At 73.2% G+C, this 20,423-nt stretch carries 13 protein-coding genes; 8 read left to right on the top strand and 5 right to left on the bottom strand.

Annotation, left to right across the window (positions count from 1 at the left end):
* Positions 1-100 precede the first annotated feature (100 nt).
* Complete coding sequence (locus O0S08_RS18070; protein WP_269040418.1) at positions 101-5,131, top strand: sensor histidine kinase; 5,031 nt, start codon at positions 101-103, stop codon at positions 5,129-5,131.
* Between the two features lie 103 nt (positions 5,132-5,234).
* Positions 5,235-6,608 (top strand): amidohydrolase family protein, encoded by a 1,374-nt coding sequence (locus tag O0S08_RS18065; RefSeq protein ID WP_269040417.1) that lies wholly within the window; start codon positions 5,235-5,237, stop codon positions 6,606-6,608.
* Between the two features lie 528 nt (positions 6,609-7,136).
* Here the strand turns inward: O0S08_RS18065 and O0S08_RS18060 are convergent.
* Entirely contained in the window at positions 7,137-7,322 is a 186-nt protein-coding gene (locus O0S08_RS18060) for a DUF1918 domain-containing protein (RefSeq protein WP_269040416.1), read from the bottom strand.
* Positions 7,323-7,553: 231 nt separating this feature from the next.
* Complete coding sequence (locus O0S08_RS18055) at positions 7,554-8,126, bottom strand: DUF4269 domain-containing protein (RefSeq protein WP_269040415.1); 573 nt, start codon at positions 8,124-8,126, stop codon at positions 7,554-7,556.
* Positions 8,127-8,343: 217 nt separating this feature from the next.
* Here O0S08_RS18055 and O0S08_RS18050 point away from each other — a divergent pair, with 217 nt between their 5' ends.
* Positions 8,344-10,221, top strand: coding sequence for a serine/threonine protein kinase (locus tag O0S08_RS18050; protein ID WP_269040414.1), 1,878 nt, complete (start codon positions 8,344-8,346; stop codon positions 10,219-10,221).
* A 99-nt stretch (positions 10,222-10,320) separates the two neighbouring features.
* On the opposite strand, the gene O0S08_RS18045 is transcribed toward O0S08_RS18050, so the two are convergent.
* A complete protein-coding gene (locus O0S08_RS18045; RefSeq protein ID WP_269040413.1) occupies positions 10,321-11,253 on the bottom strand; it encodes a LysR family transcriptional regulator in 933 nt (310 codons plus the stop codon).
* 593 nt (positions 11,254-11,846) lie between these two features.
* On the opposite strand from O0S08_RS18045, the gene ahcY reads away from it, so the two are divergent.
* The gene (gene ahcY / locus O0S08_RS18040; protein ID WP_269040412.1) at positions 11,847-13,118 is read left to right on the top strand and encodes an adenosylhomocysteinase; all 1,272 of its coding nucleotides are present in this window, start codon (positions 11,847-11,849) and stop codon (positions 13,116-13,118) included.
* Positions 13,119-13,520: 402 nt separating this feature from the next.
* Here ahcY and O0S08_RS18035 read toward each other — a convergent pair whose 3' ends face one another.
* Positions 13,521-14,420: a LysR family transcriptional regulator gene (locus O0S08_RS18035; RefSeq protein WP_269040411.1), complete on the bottom strand. Its 900-nt coding sequence runs from the start codon at positions 14,418-14,420 to the stop codon at positions 13,521-13,523.
* A gap of 91 nt (positions 14,421-14,511) precedes the next feature.
* On the opposite strand from O0S08_RS18035, the gene O0S08_RS18030 reads away from it, so the two are divergent.
* The gene (locus tag O0S08_RS18030; protein WP_269040410.1) at positions 14,512-15,867 is read left to right on the top strand and encodes a monooxygenase; all 1,356 of its coding nucleotides are present in this window, start codon (positions 14,512-14,514) and stop codon (positions 15,865-15,867) included.
* Here the strand turns inward: O0S08_RS18030 and O0S08_RS18025 are convergent.
* Positions 15,848-16,705 (bottom strand): hypothetical protein, encoded by an 858-nt coding sequence (locus O0S08_RS18025; RefSeq protein WP_269040409.1) that lies wholly within the window; start codon positions 16,703-16,705, stop codon positions 15,848-15,850. The two genes, O0S08_RS18030 and O0S08_RS18025, sit on opposite strands and share 20 nt — an antisense overlap.
* A 441-nt stretch (positions 16,706-17,146) precedes the next feature.
* Here O0S08_RS18025 and O0S08_RS18020 point away from each other — a divergent pair, with 441 nt between their 5' ends.
* Genes O0S08_RS18020 through O0S08_RS18010 form a run of 3 tightly spaced genes read left to right on the top strand, consistent with a single transcriptional unit; the run spans position 17,147 to position 20,406 of the window.
* Positions 17,147-18,448 (top strand): serine/threonine-protein kinase, encoded by a 1,302-nt coding sequence (locus O0S08_RS18020; RefSeq protein WP_269040408.1) that lies wholly within the window; start codon positions 17,147-17,149, stop codon positions 18,446-18,448.
* A 52-nt stretch (positions 18,449-18,500) separates the two neighbouring features.
* A complete protein-coding gene (locus O0S08_RS18015; RefSeq protein WP_269040407.1) occupies positions 18,501-19,469 on the top strand; it encodes a peptidase associated/transthyretin-like domain-containing protein in 969 nt (322 codons plus the stop codon).
* Between the two features lies 1 nt (position 19,470).
* Positions 19,471-20,406 (top strand): formylglycine-generating enzyme family protein, encoded by a 936-nt coding sequence (locus O0S08_RS18010; protein WP_269040406.1) that lies wholly within the window; start codon positions 19,471-19,473, stop codon positions 20,404-20,406.
* Positions 20,407-20,423: the final 17 nt, after the last annotated feature.

Raw genomic sequence — 20,423 nt, 5'->3', positions numbered from 1 at the left:
CGCGGCTCACGGCCCGCGTCCGCCGCCGGCGAGTCCGCGCGGAAGCGAGCCCCGACATGTGCGTGCCGTTCGCCGCCCGGGCGAGGCACACTGCACCTGCATGGCCGCCGGCGACTACGAGCTCGCGGAGCAGCTGCACGACGGTCGCACCTCGCAGGTGTTCCGCGGCGCCCGGCGTCGCGACGGCGCGACGGTGATCCTCAAGGCCCTGCGGCGCGAGTACAGCGACCCTGCCGGCGCGGCGCGGCTGCAGCGGGAGGCCGAGCTGCTGCGCCGCTGCGCCGGCGCGGCGGTGCCCGAGGTCCTCGGCCTCGAGCGCTGGGACGGCTGCCCCGTGCTGGTCCTGCGCGACATCGGCGGGCGCTCGCTGCACCGGTTCCGCCACGGGCGCGCGCTCTCGCTGGTGGCCCGCCTCGACCTCGCGCTCGAGATCTGCGGCGCGCTCGCGCGGGTGCACGCGGCCGGCGTGGTCCACCGCGACCTCAAGCCGGCCAACATCATCGTCCACGGCGACGGCGAGCGCGTGCAGCTGATCGACTTCGCCGCCGCCGAGGCCGGCGAGGGCACGCTGCAGTACATGTCGCCGGAGCAGACCGGCCGCACCGGCCGCGACGTCGACCCGCGCAGCGACTACTACGCGCTCGGCGTCACCCTCTACGAGCTGTTCACCGGCCGCCTGCCGTTCGCCAGCGACGACCCGCTCGAGCTGCTCCACGCCCACCTCGCGCGCGTGCCTGCGGCCCCGGTCGCGCTCGCACCTGACCTCGGGGACACCTTGTCGAGCGTCGTCCTGCGCCTGCTCGAGAAGAGCCCCGAGGCCCGCTACCAGAGCCTCGACGGCCTGCGGCACGACCTCGCCCGCTGCCGCGACGCCTTCGCCCGCGGCGAGCAGCCGCGCTTCGACCCGGCCGCCCGCGACCGCCCGCCGGGCCTGCAGCTGTCCGCGACCATGTTCGGCCGCGACCGCGAGCTCGCCGCCCTGCTGGCCGTCTGGACCGCCGTGCGCGCCGGCGCCCGCGCCCTCGCCCTCGTCTCCGGCCCCTCGGGCGCCGGCAAGTCGGCGCTGGTGCGCGCGCTCGCCGGGGCGGTGCGCGAGGCCGGCGGCGTGTTCGTCAGCGGCCGCTTCGAGCAGGGCGAAAAGGCCACCCCCTACGCCGGCCTGCTGGCGGCCCTCGACCAGCTGCTGCGACGCGCCCTCGCCGAGCCGGACGAGCGCCTCGCGGCCGTGCGCGCCGCCCTCGACGCCGCCCTCGGCGACGGCGCGGCCGCCCTCGGCGACGTCCTGCCCGCGCTCGCCCTCGTCACCGGCGTCCGCCCGCGCCCGACCGTCGCCGCCCCGGCCGAGGCCGCCGCCCGCTTCCACGCCGCGGTCACCCGCCTCGTGCGCGTGTTCGCCGGTCACGCCCCGCTCGTCATCGCCGTCGACGACCTGCAGTGGGCCGACCCGGCCAGCCTGCGCCTCTACGACGAGCTCGCGCGCGAGCCCAGCCTCGACCACCTCCTGCTCGTCGGCAGCTACCGCGAAGACGAGGTCGCCGCCGGCCACCCGCTGCGGGGCCTCGCCGCCGTCCGGGTCGTCCTCGGCCCGCTCGCCCCCGCCGACGTGCAGCGGCTGATCGGCGAGACGCTCGCCTGGCCCGAAGGACAGGCCGCCGAATTGGCCGCGGTCGTCGCCGCCAACACCGACAACAACCCCCTGTTCGTGCGCGCCTACCTGCGCTGGCTGTTCGACCAGGGCCTCCTGGCCTGGTCGGCCGAGCGCGACGGCTGGGCCTGGGACGCCGCCGCCACCGCCCGCGCCACTCCCGGCGACGACATCGTCGCGCTCATGACCCGCCGCCTCGGCGCCCTCGATCCCGAGGTCCGCGCCGCCCTCCAGGCCGCCGCCTGCATCGGCGCCCGCTTCGACCTCGCGCGCCTGGCCGACCTCCTCGGCCGCGACCTCGCCGACCTCGCCGCCGCCCTGGGCCAGGCCATCGACCGCGGCCTCGTCGTCCCCGCCGACGCCGGCGTCTACGAGTTCGTCCACGACCGCGTGCAGCAGGCCGCCTACGCCGGCCTCGCCGCCGGCGAGCGCCAGCGCCTCCACCTCGAGCTCGGCCGCGGCCTGCTCCGCGGCGCCTCGCCGGCTGTCCTCGAGGACATGCTGTTCGAGATCGTCGGCCACCTCAACCTCGGCGCCGCGCGGATCCTCGCGCCCGCCGAGCGCCTGCGCCTGGCCGCGCTCGACCTCGCCGCCGGCCGCAAGGCCATGGGCGCCGCCGCCTTCGTCACCGCCGTCCAGCTGCAGCGCCAGGGCCTGGCGGTGCTGCCCGAGCACGCCTGGTCGACCCACTACGCCCTCGCCTTCGCCCTCACCCGCGACTGCATGGAGTGCGAGCACTTCGCCGGCGACCCCGACGCCGCCGCCGCCCGCTTCGCCCCGCTGCTGGCGCGCGCCCGCGACGACGTCGACCGCGCCGCCGTCCACGACCTCAAGGTCGCGCTCGAGACCGACCGCGCCAACATCCACGCCGCGCTGGCGGCCGGGCGCGCCGGCCTTGCCTTGCTCGGCGTGCACGTCCCGGCCAGCGCCTCGCGGCTGTCGATCCTGCGCGAGCTCGCGGCCGTCCGCTGGCTCCGCGGCCGCGCCCCGCTGCGCGCCCTCGCCGATCTGCCGCCGGTCCGCGACCCGCGGATCGGCAGCGCCCTGCGGCTCCTCTGCACGATCTGCGTCTCCGCCTACCACCACCAGCCCGACCTCTCCCTGCTCTACGGCCTGCGCGCCCTGGCCCTCGCCCTGCGCCACGGCGTCATCGGCGAGTCGGCGATCGCCGTCGCCCTCTACGCCTTCGCGCACGTGCACATGTTCGACGACGTCGCCGGCGCCCGCGCCCTCGTGGACGTCGCCTACGCCCTCGCCGACCGCTTCGGCGACCCCCGCCTCGGCCCCCAGCTCGCCAACTACTGCGGCGTCTACGTCGCCGCCTGGCTCGAGCCGACCGCAGCCACGGTCGCCCGGCTCGAGCGCGAGCTCGAGCGCGCCACCCGGCTCGGCTCGACCTCGATGGCGCTCTACATCTCGGTCGGCATCATCCACGCCCGCTGGCTCGGCCTCGGCGACGTCGACCAGCTCCTCGCCAGCGCCCGCGCCCACGCCTCGATCGGCGTCGGCATGCCCGGCTTCGATCAGCGCCACTGGCACCTCCTGTTCGTGCGCCTGGGCCTGGCCCTGCGCGGCGAGACCGACGGCCCCACCTCGCTCGCCGGCCCCGACTTCGACGAGGACCACCTCGTCGAGGAGCTCGGCGCGCACAGCCGGGCGCTGGCCTCGGTCTACCACCTCGTCAAGCTCACTCTCCTCTACCACCACGGCGCCATCGACCAGGCGCTGGCCCTGTCGCGGCGGCTGCGGTGGGCCCGGGCCGAGGGCACCCTCCTGCTCGTCGATCAGATCACCCTCGCGCTGCTCGTCCTCACCGCCCGCGGCCAGCCGCTCGCGCGCGACGCCCAGCGGCGCGCCCGGAGCTGGCTCGGCCACCTGCGCCGCTGGGCCGCGCTGGGCCCCGACAACCTCGAAGGTCGGCTCTTCCTCGCCGAGGCCGAGCTGGCCCGCTGCCGCGGCGACCACGACCAGGCCGCCCTGCTCTACCCGCGCGCCGTCGAGGCCGCCCGCCGCGCCGGCCACCTGCGCATCGAGGCCCTCGCGCTCGAGCGGGCCGGCCGGCACGCCGCCGCGCGACAATCACATGTCCTCTCGCACATGTACCTCGGGGCAGCCGCCGAGCGCTGGGACCGCTGGGGCGCGCCGGCCCTGGCCGCCCGCCTGCGCGCCGAGTTCCCCGGCCTGGCCGCGCCCGCCCCCGTCCCCGCGGCCGCCCCCTTGCCCGGCCCGCCGAGCGCCGGCGCCGAGGCGATCGACGTCGCCGCCCTCCTGCGCAGCACCCGGGCGATCACCGGCGAGCTGGTGCTCGACAAGCTGCTGCGCGCCCTGGTCCGCACCGTCCTCGAGGTGGCCGGCGCCCGCCGCTGCTTCGTCCTGCTGGGCGGCGGCGGCGGCCTGCAGATCGCCGCCGCCGCCGACGTCGCCCGCGAGCGGCTCGACGTCTTGCAATCTCGAGCCATGTCCGAAGAGCCAGATCTGCCGCAGTCCGTGGTCCACTTCGTCGCCCGCACCCGCCGCGACGTCGTCCTCGGCGACGCCGCGGTCGACCACGACTTCGCCGGCGACCCCGCGCTGGCCGGCGTGCGCTCGGTGCTGTGCGCCCCGATCCTCGGCCACGGCGAGCTGCTCGGCGTCCTCTACCTCGACAACGACCTCGCGCCGCACACCTTCGGCAGCGGCCGGCTCGCGCTGCTGCGCCACCTCGCGGCCCAGATCGCCACCTCGATCGACAACGCCCGCCTGTACGAGGACCTGGCCCGCGCCCGAGACGCGGCGGTCCGCGCCGATCGGCTCAAGACCCGCTTCCTGCTCAACATGAGCCACGAGCTGCGGACCCCGCTCAACGCGGTGCTCGGCTACGCGGAGCTGATCCGCGAGTCGGCGGCCGAGGGCGACCTCGCGGCGATCGACGGCGACACCGAGAAGATCCGCCGGGCCGCCGCGCGCCTGGTCCGCACCCTCACCAACATCCTCGAGCTCTCGCGGGTCGAGGCCGACGTGGTCCAGCCGGCGCGCGTCGCCGTCGACGTGGCCGCCCTCGTGCGCGAGGCGGTGGCCGCCTGCGACGGCGAGGCGCGGGCGCGCGGCGACGCGCTCGAGCTCGAGCTCGATCCGGCCGCCTTCGTGTGCCTGACCGATCCCGCCATGCTCGCCCACTGCGTGCACACGTTGGTCGACAACGCGGTCCGCTTCACCGACCGCGGCCGCGTCACCGTCCGCCTCGCCGCGATCGGCGGCCGCGACGTCCCGTGGCTCGAGCTGCGGATCACCGACACCGGCGTCGGTATCGCGGCCGCCGATCTGCCGCGCCTGTTCCTCGCCTTCCAGCCGCTCGACGACGCGCCGACACGGGCCCAAGAGGGCAGCGGCGTCAGCCTCGCCCTGGCCCACCGATTCGCCCGCCTGCTCGGCGGCGTCATCGACGTCGCCAGCGTCCCCGGCAGCGGCTCGACCTTCGTCCTCCGTCTCCCGGCGCCGCGCGAGTGATGCCCGCGCCTACGCCCTGCCACCCGCAGCCCCGCGCCCCCGGCCGAACGCGCCGTCGACGTCGCCTCGACAACCCGCGGCGCCTCCGGCATCCTCGGCCGGCATGGTCTCGAGCGGTCGCCTGCGGCCTCCGGACATCGCCGGCGGCCGGCCCCGCGAGCGCGCGCGCACGTGCGCCCGGGCGGCCCTCGGCCTCGCAATCCTGCTCGCCTGCAAGACCGAGCAGGCGGTGACCGACGGACCTGTCCCTGCGGACATCCCCGCGTCCAGCCTCACCGTCTACAAGTTCGCCCGCGTCGTCACCGCCCCGGACCAGGTCGTCGAGGGCGGCGCGGTGGTGGTCGACGGCAAGCGCTTCCACAGCGTCCTCGCGGCCGGCGAGCCCCTCCCGATCGGGGCCAGGATCGTCGACCACGGCCGCTACACCGCGATCCCCGGGCTCATCGACGCCCACACGCACATCACCTTCTGCTGGGACCCCGCGTGGGGCGACCGGGCCCCGCACGACCCGTTCCAGATCGCCCAGTCGAAGGCGCAGCTGCTGCCGCTGGTCGCCAAGAACCTGCGCACCCTGCTCTCGCTCGGCGTCACCACGATCCGCGACCTCGGCTCCGACAACCAGCTCGACCTCGAGACCGCCGCCCGCGTCGAGGCCGGCGAGCTGGTGGGGCCGCGGATCTTCGGCGCCGGCGACGGCGTGTGGTCGTCGCGGCTGGCGCCCAAGGAGTCGACCCGCCCCGGCCAGGCCGACGGCGTCGAGCAGGTCGCCGCGACGGTGCGGCGAGAGATCGACGCCGGCGTCAAGGTCGTGAAGCTGTGGGCCTCGACCGGCAGCGACGACGACCTAAGCGGCGAGCGCACGTACTCGTACGACGAGATCAAGACCGCCGTCGACATCGCCCACGCCCACGGGATCCCCGTCGCAGTCCACGACACCCTCGGCACGGTCACCGACGACATCGTCCGCGCCGGCGCCGACAGCGTCGAACACCCGCGCACCCTGTCCCCCGACACGCTGGCCCACATGCGCGCCCAGGGCGTCGCCTACGTGCCGACCATCCATCACAACCGCTACTACCGCGACAACATCGAGCGCTTCCGCTTCTCCCCCGACAAGCGCGCCGCGTTCGACGCGTTCATCGCCGACAACATCGCCACCGCCCGCGCCGCCCACGCGGCCGGCGTGACCATCGTGATGGGCTCCGACGCGGTCTACACCGCGTTCGGCGAGAGCACCCGCGAGCTCGACGTGTTCGTCCGCGACGTCGGCATGACGCCGATGGAGGCCCTCGCCACCGCCACCACCGACGCCGCCAAGCTGCTGCGCGCGGAGGACCGAATCGGCGCGATCCGCCCCGACTACCTCGCAGACTTCGTGGTGATCGACGGCGACCTGTCGCAGATCGAGCACATCCACAACGTGGTCGCGGTGGTCAAGGAGGGCGCCGTGGTGTTCGAGGCGCCCGCCGGCAAGTAGGCTCCTGCAGCGCGACGGCCTGGGAGTACGTGTGTGCACGGGACGTCGCACGGCGCGGCCGGCCCCGGATGAGACGCGGCGAAGGTCGCGAGGCCGGTGTCCGGGGCGCCCTGTGCCCTCAAACAGGTGCTCGACCCTCGTGAGGGCTGAAATGCTTCACGACAAAAATTGCCTCGGTCTGCGCAACTCGGTCCCAGGGCGCCCCGGCCCCCGTCCACGGGAGCTTTCTTGGGGCGGTAACGGTCGGCGTAGCCGAGATCCGGGGCCGGCCGCGCCTGATCGAAGAAAACTCTCCAGCGCGGCGGCAAGTTGCTCGCAGTGCGGCTCGTACTGGATGAACTCGAGGACACGTCTCATTGGGCATGACCCATCGGACATGTCGCGCTGGCCTGTCATCGAACTCTAGCCGCAGCGGCGCCACCGAGATCCGGGGCGCGGCGCGTCTCGCTATGCAGCGATTGCACAATAACCAGTGAACTTTTGGACATGCCCCATCGAGCATGTCCTACAGAACATGGACGAGGAGCCCTACACGGGCGCGTTCTGCGGGGCCGGCTTGTCGTCGAAGTAGTCCGGCGGCGGGGTCCACACGAACTCGCGTCCGTCCGGGTACTTCACCCGGTACGGCGCCGAGCCGCCCCTCCCCAGGGCTTCGATGACTTCGCCTTCCTCGCCTGACGGGGTCGTGACACGCGTGCCCAATGGTACGTTCATGGCCTTCTTCCTCCGAGAATCGGCGACGGTCCGCCGCGCGAACCGTGCTCTTCGTGTATTTCGCCGTTCACGCCATCGGCAAGCCCGCGCTCGCGAGTTTCGCCGCGCCCGCGACCGAACGCGGCCACAGCGGCCGTCGTACTGCTGAGGCCGTCACGAATCATTGCGCGCCCGGCGAAGCGAGGCCCGAACGCACCCCGCGCACCACGCTTGGCGATGCACGCCGACGCGTCACTCTCCCGGCCACGGCATCAGCCGCCGCAGCGCCTCGTCCTCCAGCTCCTCGAGCGCGAGGACTGCGAGGTACGGATCGTCGCCGGGCAGCTGCAACCAGCGAGCGAACGCCGGCTCGGTCTTCATGCCCTCGCGCTTCCACTGCGTGATCGTCGCGACCGCCGCCGTGCCCGCGAGCGCCAGCACCCGCGCCTCGACCTGCAGGTGCCGCCAGCCGTGCTGCCGCGCCACCGGCTGCGGCTGCCCGAACAGCTCGACCGCGAACTCGTCGGCGTCGAACCGCACGATCGTCGACGGCGCCCCGCGCACCTCGACCTGCTCCGCCGTGAACCCTGGCCGCGTCGCGTACGCCGAGCACGCCCGCACGAACGCCGCGGGATCGTACACCTCGCACAGCACGTCGAGGTCGCTCGCGTCGGTGTGGATCGGCAGCGGCAAGGTGCCCGCCAGGGCCGGGTAAAACTCGCCCAGCCGCACGTCCAGCGCCAGCTCCTGCAACACCGCGTCGGCCCGCCGCTGCCGCGGCGCCCCCGTCCGCAGCACCTCGAGGTCGGTCTTCGCTCGCTGCATGGCTCGCGAGTGTAGTCGAAGCGGCGCCCCACGAGCGCCTGACGAACGCCTTCACGCGCACGCCGCCGAGAGGGCGGGCGAGCCGCCGACGCACCGCCGCATTCCCTCGCGGAAGCATCGGCCGTAGGCGGTGGCCGTGCCCCACGGGGAGTCGTTGCGTGCGGGGACCGGATCGACCGCTCCTCGCGCGATGTGGCAGAATCCACCGAGGTCTGCCATGACGACCCCGACGAACCTCTTGCGGGCGGCCCTCGAACAACTACTTCGAAGCCTGTTCGACACCAAGACGCTGCGGCACTACCTGCATCTCGGCCCTGACGGTGACTCGCTCGTCGAGTCGCTGCCCGAAAGCTGCAGCCTCAGCGAACTCGTCCATGTCGCGGTGGACCTGCTCCTGAAGCGTGGACTGGTCGAGGCCGCCCTGTTTGACCGCCTGTGCCACGAATTCCCGCAGCGCGCGAAAGATATTCGCACCGTCCAGGCGGCCTCGATCGACGCGCGGCCCCTCGGTCGCGAGGTTCCCCTCGTGCCCCTGCGGTCTGGCCCCACACTCGACCAGCTCGAGCAGGCCTATCTCCGACGCGAAGAGTGCATCGTCCGCGGCGAGGACACCGGCGCGCTGGACCGCGAGATCCTCGAGCTCCGCCGGATCGAGTACCGCGGTCCGCAGCTGCGCGCGGGTCAATCCCTGCTCGCCGGCCGCTATCGCCTGCTCGACACGCTCGGCAGCGGCGGCTTCGCCACAGTGTGGCGAGCCCACGACCGCGAGACCCGACAAGTCGTCGCGCTGAAGGTGCTGCACGGCCAGTGGGCGGCTGACCGCAGCTACTGCGATCGCTTCACTCGCGGCGCACGCGTAATGATACGGCTGAACCACCCCAACATCGTCCGCGTGTTCCGCGAGCCCTGCGAGGACGAAGGTCATCGATTCTACGCGATGGAGCTGATCGATGGTACCTGCCTGCACCGCGCAGTGCTCACCGAGAAGCTGGCGCTCGACGCAGGCATCCGCGCGCTTCTCGAGATCTGCGACGCCCTCTCCTTCGCGCACGAGCGCGGCTACGTACACCGCGACGTCAAGCCGACGAACATCCTCCTCCACCGCAACGGCCGCGCCTACCTCTCGGACTTCGACCTCATCCGCGGCCCCGACACGACCGGCGGCACCCGCACGGGCGCTGGCCTCGGCAGCATGCTCTACGCCGCGCCCGAATCGCTATATGGAGCCAGCCGCGTCGACGCCCGCGCCGACGTGTACAGCGTCGGAATGACGCTGCTGTTCCTCGCGCTCGGCCGTGAACTGAATCTTGAGGACTTCCTGGCTGCGCAGAACGAGCACCTGACGATACCGCCGGCAATTGCGCCAGTGATCTACAAAGCTACCACACGCCGTCTCGAGCGCCGTTATTCGTCCATCGCGGAGCTCAAGGCCGCGCTGCAGACTGCGCTGGCCGCCTGGCCCTGGGACCCATCGCGTGGAACGTCCTCCCCTGCGAGCGAAGAACGGGTCGTCGTCCTCGCCGTCCGCTCGCTCGTGCTCGAGCTCGCAGACTCTCCATTCTTCCACTACGTGGCCTATCCCGGAGTTATCGCCGAGCGGAATGCCATCGCCTACAACTCCCTGTTTCAGGTGGCTCGCAGCTTCCTCGAGGCCTTGTTCCAAACAGAGCTGAAGAGTATGTCGGAGGCGGCTCCCATCGCGGCCCGTCTGGCGGACACGATCTCGAGAACGTTCAACATCGTGAAAAACGCGTGGCCTGTGGCATGGGCTCAGTCACCGCGGAAGACCCGACTCACGAGCGGCGTGGGTCTGCGGGCCCTGTCGTGGGTCCTGGTCCAGGAGATCGCCGCCTGCCAGAATCGTCCCGAGTCCGAGGAACTCTGGTCGATCATGGAAGCCAAGGTCGGCCGACTGAGGTCCCGAATCGTCTGGGCTCATGATGAATTGGCCAGTGCCAGCCACCACGCCAAGGCGACATTTTCTCGAATCATGACCCTCCAGTCCACTCCCCGAGACTTGTCGACACTAAAGACGATTCTTCGCTACGAACTCATGAGCGCCGAATCCGAATCACGACGAGCCGAAACGACGTGAGTTCTTGAGCCGCCCTCGAAGCACAAGCGCCTCGATCCTCCCCACCACCTCGCAGCTCCAAGGGAGCACCGCGTTCAGCTCGAATCGAGCCGTGGCAGCTCACCCCGCCGAGGGTCGCCCGAGCGCCTGCGTCACGAACGTCACGAACGCGCGCTCGAGCCGGCTCGGCACCCGGTCGAGCAACCTCACCAGCGAAATCCGGTTGGTCACCGCTCGCTTGCGGGTCGTCACCGCCACCAGCTCGCCCTCGGCCAGCGCGCGCGCCACGGTGTGGGCCGGCACCACCCCGAAGCCCATCCCGTGGCTCGTTGCCGCGATCACTGCCTGCACGCTCTCGACCGCCAGGGCCGGCTCGAGCCGCGGCGGCACCCGGCCGAAGTGGTGGCGGAACCACCCGCGCACCGCCGGCGCGCTCGGGTGGTAGTCGACGAAGCGCTGGCCTGCCAGGCGGGAGAACGCCCGGCTGCCCTGCAGCGCCGCCGCCTCGTGGCTCGCGGCCGCCACCAGCACCAGCGCCTCCTCCATCACCTCCGTCACCTCGAAGCCCGCCAGCCGGCGCTCCGCGGAACCTGGCCCTTCGAACAGGTCGGCGAACCCGAGGTCGAGGCGGCCCTCCTCGAGCAGCGGCACGATCTCCGACGGGTGGCCGAGGCGTAGCGAGAAGCGCACCGCCGGGTGGACGCGGGCGAACGCGGCCAGCACCTCGGGCAGGCGGTGGGCCCCGAACTCGACCGGTGCGCCGATCTGCAGCGTCCCGGCCAGCTCGTGGCGCGCGCGGTGGATCTGCCCGACCCGCTCCTGCAGCCCGGCGACGAACGGCGCGACCACTGCGAACAGCGCCTCGCCGGCGGCCGTCGGCACGATCGCGCGGTGGCGGCGGACGAACAGCTGCGCCTTCAGCTCGTCCTCGAGCTTGGCCAGGCTCTGGCTCACCGCCGACTGCGTCACGTGCAGCGCCGCCGCGGCCGCGCTGACGCTGCGCGCCTCGTGGACGTGGAAGAACACCCGCAGGCGGTTGAAGTCCGGCAGCATCAGGTCGCCTTATAGCACGGCGCCCGAGCTCGATCGGGGCTTATGCGTCCATCGCCCGCGCCCTCTCCTGGCCACGCCTCGCGCCCTTGCGAGCTCCTGTCGCGTCGGCCACGCTCTGGAGCGTATGCCGAGGAGCACGACCGCCGCGCTGCGGGACGCCGGTCCGGCGGCGCCCCGCGAGCGGGCGGCGCTGCTGCTCGGCGGAGCCGCGGTGGTGACGGGCGCGCTCATGCTGCTGCTGGCGGTCGCCGCGAGGTCGATATTCCCGCGCGCCGCGTCACTCCCACGCTCTGTCAGGAATTGCGCGCCGCCGCGACCGCGGCCGACGTCGTGATCACCACCAGCGACGGCTGCCACCCCGACGGCCAGAGCTTGTGGGTCCGAAGCGCGAACCAGTGACGCTCCCCGGCGCCGCCGCTTCCACGATCGCGCGAGGACCGACATTCGACCAGCCGAGGCCGGCCTCGACCCGAGCGCGGTGCTTCGCATTAGTACGCCTACTCCGTGGCGAGAAAAACTCGAACGTGACTGATGCGTCGCCTGCCCGCATCTTCGTCGCCGGGAGGGCCCGCGCGACGCGGGCGAGCGACGACATGACGACCAGGACGAACACGACAGACATCAGCGACGAGACTCTGGCCCCGCGCGGGCGCGACAAGATCGAGTGGGCCGAGCGGGCCATGCCCGTGCTCGCCGCCATCCGCGAGCGGTTCGCCCGCGCGCGCCCGCTCGCCGGCGTGCGCGTGGCGGCCTGCCTGCACGTCACCGCCGAGACCGCCGCGCTGGTGCGGACCCTCGCGGCCGGCGGCGCCGAGGTGCGCCTGTGCGCCAGCAACCCGCTCAGCACCCAGGACGACGTCGCGGCCTCGCTGGCCGTGCACGACGGCGTGGCCGTGCTCGCGCGCGCCGGCGAGGATCGGGCCACCTACTTCGCCCACCTGGCCGCGGCGCTCGGCCACCGGCCGCAGCTCGTCATGGACGACGGCGCCGACCTGGCCACGCTCGTGCACACCAGCCACGCCGCGCTCGGCGACGCGATCGTCGGCGGCACCGAGGAGACCACCACCGGCGTCACCCGCCTGCGCGCCATGGCCCGCGACGGCGCCCTGCGCTACCCCGTGATCGCCGTCAACGACGCGGTCACCAAGCACATGTTCGACAACCGCTACGGCACCGGCCAGAGCACCATCGACGGCATCCTGCGGGCCACCAACCGCCTGCTCGCCGGCGCCTGCTTCGTCGTCTGCGGCTACGGCTGGTGCGGCCGCGGCCTGGCCGCCCGCGCCGCCGGCATGGGCGCCCGCGTGATCGTCACCGAGGTCGACCCGCTGCGCGCGCTCGAGGCCACCATGGACGGCTACCAGGTGCTGCCGATCGCCCGCGCCGCCGCCCTCGGCGACGTCTTCGTCACCGTCGCCGGCAACCGCGGCGTCATCGGCGGCCCCGAGTTCGCGGCCATGAAGGACGGCGCGGTGGTCGCCAACGCCGGCCACTTCGACGTCGAGCTCGACCTCGAAGCGCTCGCCGAGCTGGCGCCGCAGCGGCGGCGGATCCGGCCCGCGCTCGACGAGTACGTGCGCCCCGACGGCCGCCGGCTCTACCTGCTCGCCGAGGGCCGCCTCGTCAACCTCGCCGCCGCCGAGGGCCACCCCGCCGCGGTCATGGACCTCAGCTTCGCCGACCAGGCGCTCGCCGCCGAGTACGTGCTCACCTCCGGCCGCGAACTGGCGATCGACGTCCACGCCCTGCCGCGCGCGCTCGACGAGACGGTCGCCCGCCTCAAGCTCGAGGCCCTCGGGGTCGAGATCGACGTCCTGAGCCGCGAGCAGCGGGCCTACCTCGACGGCTGGCGCGCGGGCACCTGACGCGCGCGTGGGACCGCCGCGGCGCTGCGAGCGACAGGCGGTCCCTCGTGCGAGCCGGAGGAGCGTCGACGGTGGTGCGCAAGCGCGTGGGACCGCCGCGGCGCTGCGAGCGACAGGCGGTCCCTCGTGCGAGCCGGAGGAGCGTCGACGGGGGTGCGCAAGCGCGTGACGCCGCTGCGGTTCAGTGAGCGAGGCTCGGTCCCTCGTGCGGACCGCAGGACCGTCGACGGTGGCGCGCGAGCACCCGACGCTGCGGTGCTGCGAGCGAGGCTCGTGTGCGCCGCCACGCCGCGCTCGGCATCACGACGGATCTGTGGACCTCGATCCCGCCGCCCCGTGCTCGCGTCGCCGACGAGGGAGCGCGACGGCGCGGCGTTCGGGCCCCTGGTTCGAATCGCGGGCTCAGCCGGTGCCGACGCGCTGGTGGAACAGCTCCTCGAGGGCCGCCGCGACCGCGCGGATCCGCGGCACCTGGCGCAGCTCGCGGTGATACGCCAGCCACACGGTCACCGACGGCAGCGGGTCGTCGACCTCGATCTGCACCACGCGGTCGAGCTCGCGGCCCACGACCTCGGCCAGCATCGTGATCCCCTGCCCGCGCTCGGTCGCCGCGAGGATCGCCAGCATCGAGTTCGAGCGGAACGGGAAGTGTTTGGCGCCGCGGGCGACCAGCCAGTCCTCGCTCACCTTCTGGCGCGCCGCCAGGCCGCTGTGGCCGACGAAGTCGTGGCGTTCGAAGTCGCCGGGGCGCAGCCGGGCGCCTCGCAGGCGGCGCTCGACGTACGACTGCGACGCGTAGAGGCCGAGGCGCAGCACCCCGAGGCGGCGCTCGACGATCACCTGCGACTCGGCGCGGGTGGTGCGGAGGCCGATGTCGGCCTCGCGGCGGGCGAGGTCGGCCAGGCGCGACTCGGCCATCAGCTCGATGCAAACCTCGGGGTGTTTGCGGCGGAACTCCGCCATCCCCTGGGTCACCGCGGGCACGAAGCCGTCGCCGATCGACAGCCGCACCGTGCCTGCGAGCTGCGAGCTGCGGCCGCCCGAGTCGCGCCGCAGCGCCTCGAGGCCGTGCTCGAGCTCCTCGGCGAGCGCGACCAGCCGCAGCGCGTCGGGCTCGATCGACGTCCCGGCGCTGCTGCGGTGCACCAGGGTGCTCCCGAGCGCAGCCTCGAGCGCCTCGATGCGGCGGGCCACCGTCGAGGTCGACGTGCCCAGCACGCGCCCGGCGGAGAGGAAGCTGCCCTGCCGGTGCACGGCGAGCAGCACACGAAGGTTGTCCCAAACTGGCGTACTGGTTTCCATCGGCGAAAAACGGTTTAGCAGAAATACCCATCGCTGCGAATCGGCGCCGCGATCATCATAGCGCTCGGAGTACGGCAAAATGAATCCACGCGTGAGAGGTCGGGGCGTCGCGGCCCCGTGGGGTGTCCCTTTGTTCGCGCTCGTGGTCGCCTGCGGCGGCGGCGACGGCGATGGCTCGACGACCGACACCGTCGGCGAGGACGCGAGCGTGACCTACTGGCAGGACGTCGCGCCGATCTTCTACAACCGCTGCGTCACCTGTCATCAGGCGGGCGGCATCGGCCCGTTCCGGCTCGACGATTACGCCGAGGCGAAGCAGTGGGCCCCCGCGTCGGCGGCGGCCGTGGAGGCGCGGACGATGCCGCCGTGGCTGGTGACCGACGACGGCTCGTGCGGCAGCTTCGAGGGCTCGCGCGCGCTCGCGCCGGCGGAGATCGAGGCCATCCGCGCGTGGACCGACGCGGGCGCGCCCGAGGGCGAGCCGCGCACCGACCTCGTCGCGCCCGAGGTCGAGGTGTTGACGGACGCGGTCACCTACGAGACCCCGAGCTTCGTGCCGGAGGCCGAGGGCGGCGACCTCTCGGCCTTCGACGAGTACCGCTGCTTCCGCGTCCAGACCGGGCTGACCGAGGACCGCTTCCTCACCGCCTACAGCGTCGAGCCCGGCGTCCCGGAGATGATCCACCACGTCCTCGTCATCACGGTCGATCCGGAGGCCCAGGGAGCCGGAGGCGTGAAGAACAAGGACATCATGGAGGCCCTCGACGCCGAGTCCCCCGATCGCGACGGCTGGCCCTGCTTCGGCGCCGCCGGCGACGGCGTGCAGCCGCGCGGGATCCCGGTGTCGTGGGCGCCCGGTCAGGGCATCAGCCACTTGCCGGAGGGCACCGGCTACCGGATCTCCAAGGACGACTGGGTGATCATGCAGGTGCACTACAACCTGACCAACGAGGCGCTGGACGGCCTCGAGGACCAGACGGCGGTGCACATCCGCTACGCCGACAGCGTCGAGCGCGAGGGCCACTTCTTCCTGCCCGACGACCTGCTCTCCAGCCTCCAGAGCGGCGACCCGGTCCAGCTCGCGCCCGGCGAGGCCTCGGTGACGTACAGCTTCGACTTCGAGCCCGGCAACTTCCTGAAGTTCCACGGCGCCGAGTCAGGCGAGCTGCACGGGATCTTCCCGCACATGCATCAATACGGCCGCAAGCAGCGGGTCGAGCTGATCGAGGGCGACGGCGGCTCGCAATGCGTCTCCGATGTGCAGCGGTGGGACTTCGACTGGCAGCTGTATTACTTCTACCAGCAGCCGCTGCCGCTCACGCAGGATTCGAAGCTGCGGATCACCTGCGATTACGACACCCGCAGCGCGAAGGATCCGGTGCTGCCGGGCTGGGGCACCAACAACGAGATGTGCCTCGCCGGCGTGTTCATCGTCCCCGACCTGTAGTCACGCTCGCCTCGTACCTTCGCAGCGCCTCGTACGTCACCCGACGCGGTGGCGTCGAGGCGTCGCGCGCAGGGATCACGAGCCTGGTCGTCTCGCCGCGGAGCAGCCGCGCGGGGTGAAGCTCCTCCTCGCCGCCGCCGGCGCGGACGTGTTCGAGCACTTCCACCGCGGGCCCGTGGATCGCAACGACGATCCGGAACGCCAGCACCTCGGCGGAGAGCAGCTCCGGCGGGCCTGACCGGATGCCCAGGCCGCCGCGATGGCGGGGGATCATCCGCAGCGGAAAATCGGACGCGGGTCGCCCGGGACCGAGCACGACCTCGAGCTCCGCCCGCTCGCCGAGCCCGCGGACCCGTTCGGCCGGAGCGATCGCCTGGAACCGACAGCGCCGTCGATTCCAGTGGATGTCCGCCACCAGGTGGACCTGTTCGCCGGCGCGAGCCTCGATCTCGGTGTGACAGCGCCGGACCGCCCAGAACCGCGGCGAGGCGGCCGTGGGCTCGCACAGCCCGTAGCCGCACCCGCTCGAGAAGTACGACACGCGGAGCTTCTGGCCCGCCGGCACCCTGAACGTGACGTCCGCGACGTCGCCCATGCCGACGAACACGCTGCGGTGCCCTGCGGGATCCGTCACCACGAAGTGCTGGGTCTGCCCGTGCCGCAACAGCCCGCCCGTGCCGCCGACCCTGCCGACGACGAGCTGCGCCGAGTCGGGCGCGTCCGGCCCCGGCAAGATCGCCCGCGGCTCCCCCTCGACCTCGATCGCCCGCAGCGGCGCGACGCAGCCGGCGGCCCCTACCAAGAGCCAGAGCCAGAGTCCGATGCGAGCCGAGGCCATGCGCTTCCCAGTGCAGCACTCTCGCATCGACGGAGTCAACGGCCGGGCCTGACCCATCGGCACGTGGGTGTGGGCATCGGCCCCGTGAACGGCGTGCTCCGACGAATGGCCGTCCAGCCATTCGCCTGAAGCGAATGTGCCGACCGCGAGCCACCCGCCGCCCGCAAGATCGCCCCGCTGCAATCACGTCCGCCCGGACCGATCACCGCGGACAGCCTCGGCCCGCGCGCGCCGAGGCGAGCGAATGCGTGTCCATGAGGCTCGAGCCCACGACGGATCGGGGCAGCGCCCCGAGCGGGTACTGCGCGCAAACCGGCCCGCGGGCCGCATTGCGAGCGGCGTCGGGTCCGCTGGCCCGACCGCGCCTGGATAGGCGGGTCGCGCTCGCGCGGCCGGTCGCGCCCGGTCGACCGTGCGGGCTCCAGTAGTACGTTTCCCGCCGTGGCCGGGCACGAGGCAGGCACCATCATCGCGTCTCGTTATCGCCTGGGGCGCGTCCTGGCGCAGGGCGGCATGGGCAGCATCTGGGTCGCCCGCCACCTCCAGCTCGACGTCGACGTCGCGCTCAAATTCATGGCGCCCGAGTTCGCCGATTCGAGCGAGCTGCGGGCCCGGTTCGAGCGCGAGGCCAAGGCCGCGGCGCTGCTGAAGAGCCCGAACGCGGTGCAGGTGCACGACTACGGCATCGAGGACGGCACCCCCTACATCGTGATGGAGCTGCTCGAGGGCGAGGACCTGTCGACCCGGCTCGCGCGCGAGGGGCGGCTGTCGCTGCCGGCCACGCGGCGGATCGTCGAGGACGTGGGCAAGGCGCTGCGGCGCGCGCACGAGATCGGCCTCATCCACCGCGACATGAAGCCGGCCAACATCTTCCTCGCGCGCCAGGCCGGCGAGGAGGTGGTCAAGATCCTCGACTTCGGCATCGCCAAGTCGACGCGCGTCCTCGACGGCGACCAGCCGACCCAGGCCAACGCAGTGCTCGGATCGCCGCGCTACATGAGCCCCGAGCAGGTCCGCAGCAGCGCCGACGTCGATCATCGCACCGACCTCTGGTCGCTCGGCGTCATCGCCTTCCGCTGCCTCACCGGCCGGCTCCCCTTCCCCGACGGCGAGGTCGGCCAGGTGTTCGTGGCGATCTGCACCGCCCCGATCCCCCGCGCCTCGGAGGTCGCGCCCGACCTCGGCCCCGCGGTCGATCGCTTCTTCGAGCGCGCCCTCGATCGGTCCGTCGACGGACGGTTCCAGAGCGCGCCGGAGCTCGCGGAGGCGTTCTCGGCCCTGCCGGGGGCCGGCGACTCGCTCGTCGCGCCCGGCTCCGGCGCTCGTGACGGCGCCGCGGGCCGCTCGCACTCCGCCGACGCCGCCGCCGAATTCCTGCCGACGCTGCCCGCGAGCGGGACGCTCGCGCACGAGCCCGGAACGGCGCCGGCTCGCCGACGCGCCGCGCTCCTGATCGTCGGCGGCGTCGCGGCGCTCGGGCTGGTGGTCGCCCTCTTCTGGCGAGGCTCGCAGCCTCCCGCCGCGCCGCCGGTCGTCGAGCAAATCGCCGCACTGACGGACGTCACGCCCGCACCGCCGCCGCCCGCGTCCGCGATCCCCGAGTCGACGCCACCTCCCCCGGCCGCACAGGAGCAGCCTCCGCCGCCTCCCGCGGCGAAGTCGGTCCGTCCCACTCACAAGTCGCGGCGCTCCGGCGCCGCCCCTCGACCGAGCCGAAGCGATGACCTCCTCAAACACATGTGAGCCTGTTCGATCGCGCGGCACGAAGGCCCGTCGCGGCCTTCGCCCCGCGGCGATGCTCGCGTGCGTCGCCTGGCTCGGGCACGCCGGTCTCGCGACTGCCGCGCCCGCGCGGAGCGATCGCGCGGCCGCCGAGGCCCTCTTCAACGACGCCCGAAAGCGCGTCGAGGCCGGCGATTACGCCGCCGGCTGCCCCAAGTTCGCCGAGAGCATGGCGCTCTATCCGACCACCAGCACCGCGCTCAACCTCGCCAAGTGCCACGAGCACGCGGGCGCGCTCGCGGCCGCGTGGGACGCCTATCACGCCGCGCTCGCGCACGTCGACGAGACGAAGGACGCGCGCCGGCGCAAGGGCCTCGAGGCGCTCGCGCGCGACGGCCTCGCCGCCCTCGAGCCGCGGCTGCCGCGGCTGCGCGTGCTCGTCGACGATCCGCCCGCCGGCCTCGCAGTCACCCGCGACGGTCAGCCGGTCCCCGCGAGCGCGTTCGGCGAGGCCGTGCCGCTCGATCCGGGCGCGCACCAGCTCGAGGCCACCGCGCCCGGTCATCAGCCGCTGCGACGCACGGTCGACCTCGCCGAGGGTGAGACCGAGAGCGTCAGCCTGAAGCTCGCGCCGATCCGCGCCGACGAGGCCGACGCGAAGCCTCGCGGCAAGCGACGCGGCCCGGGCGTCCCCGCGTGGGCGTGGGCCACCGGCGGCGTCGGCCTGGGGCTGATGGGCGCGTCGGTGTACTTCCTCGTCGACAACCGGGCGGCGATCGACGACCTCAAGACCCATTGTCGAGACGTCCCGGGCGGCACCTATTGCGACCCCGACTACGACTTCGCCGCCGACAACGCGCGGAAGAACCGCGACCTCGGCCTCTTCATCGGTCTGGGCAGCGCGGGTCTGGTCGCGGTCACGGTCGCGATCGTCGAGATCGCGCGGTCGACCGCGGCGAAGCGAAAGTCGGAGCGACGGGCCACTGCGAGCCCGTGGTTCGCGCCGGGCGGCGGCGGGCTCGGCGTCGTGGGGAGGTTTTGACATGGACCTCGATCGTCGATCCCCGGTTCGCCCGCTGCGGGCGCTCCTCGCCGGCGTCGCGCTCGCCGGCACGGCCGCGTGCTTCCCCGACGTCGCGCCGAACGTGCAGTCCTTGCCGCATTGCGAGGGCGTCGAGCCGGGCTGCGGGATCGCGGCCGCCGACGATTGCTGCGCCGTGGGCCAGGTCGCCGGCGGCGGCTTCGACCGCGTCAACGACCCGGCCCTGCCGGCCACCGTGGTCGACTTCCAGCTCGACCGCTACGAGGTGACCGTCGGCCGGTTCCGCCAGTTCGTCGCCGACTACCCGCGCAACCGGCCGGCGCCGGACGCCGGCACGCACCCGCAGATCGACGGCAGCGGCTGGAACCCGGAGTGGGACGCCTTGCTGCCCGCGGACGCGGAGGCGCTGCGGGTGTCGCTGCAATGCGACCCGAACTTTCGCACCTGGACCGACGAGCCGGGCGACAACGAGGCCGCGCCGATCAACTGCGTCTCGTGGTACCTCGCGTTCGCCTTCTGCGCCTGGGACGAGGGCCGGCTGCCGACCGAGACCGAATGGAACTACGCGGCCGCCGGCGGCAACGAGCAACGCGCCTTCCCGTGGGGCTCCGCCCCGGCCGACGATTCGCGCGCCAACTTCGGCTGCGACACCGCCGTCTCGGCCTGCCTGCTGCCGGTCGTCGGCTCGACCCCCGGCGGCGACGGCAAATGGGGCCACTCCGACCTGGCCGGCAACGTCGCCGAATGGGTCCTCGACTTTCACGGCACCATGGCCCCCGAGTGCCGCGATTGCGCGATCCTCGAGGACGAGACCTTCGGCCGCGAGGCCCGCGGCGGCGATTTTTCTCATACCGACGTCGAGCTCGCCACGACCTTCCGGATCGGCTTCTTGCCGGAGTCCGGACAGACCTTCCTCGGCTTCCGCTGCGCCCGGTGACGCCTCCGGCGGGAGCA

The sequence above is a fragment of the Nannocystis punicea genome, assembly GCF_026965555.1.
Classification (GTDB): Bacteria; Myxococcota_A; Polyangia; order Nannocystales; family Nannocystaceae; genus Nannocystis; species Nannocystis punicea.
This window is presented reverse-complemented; position numbering and strand designations above follow the sequence as displayed.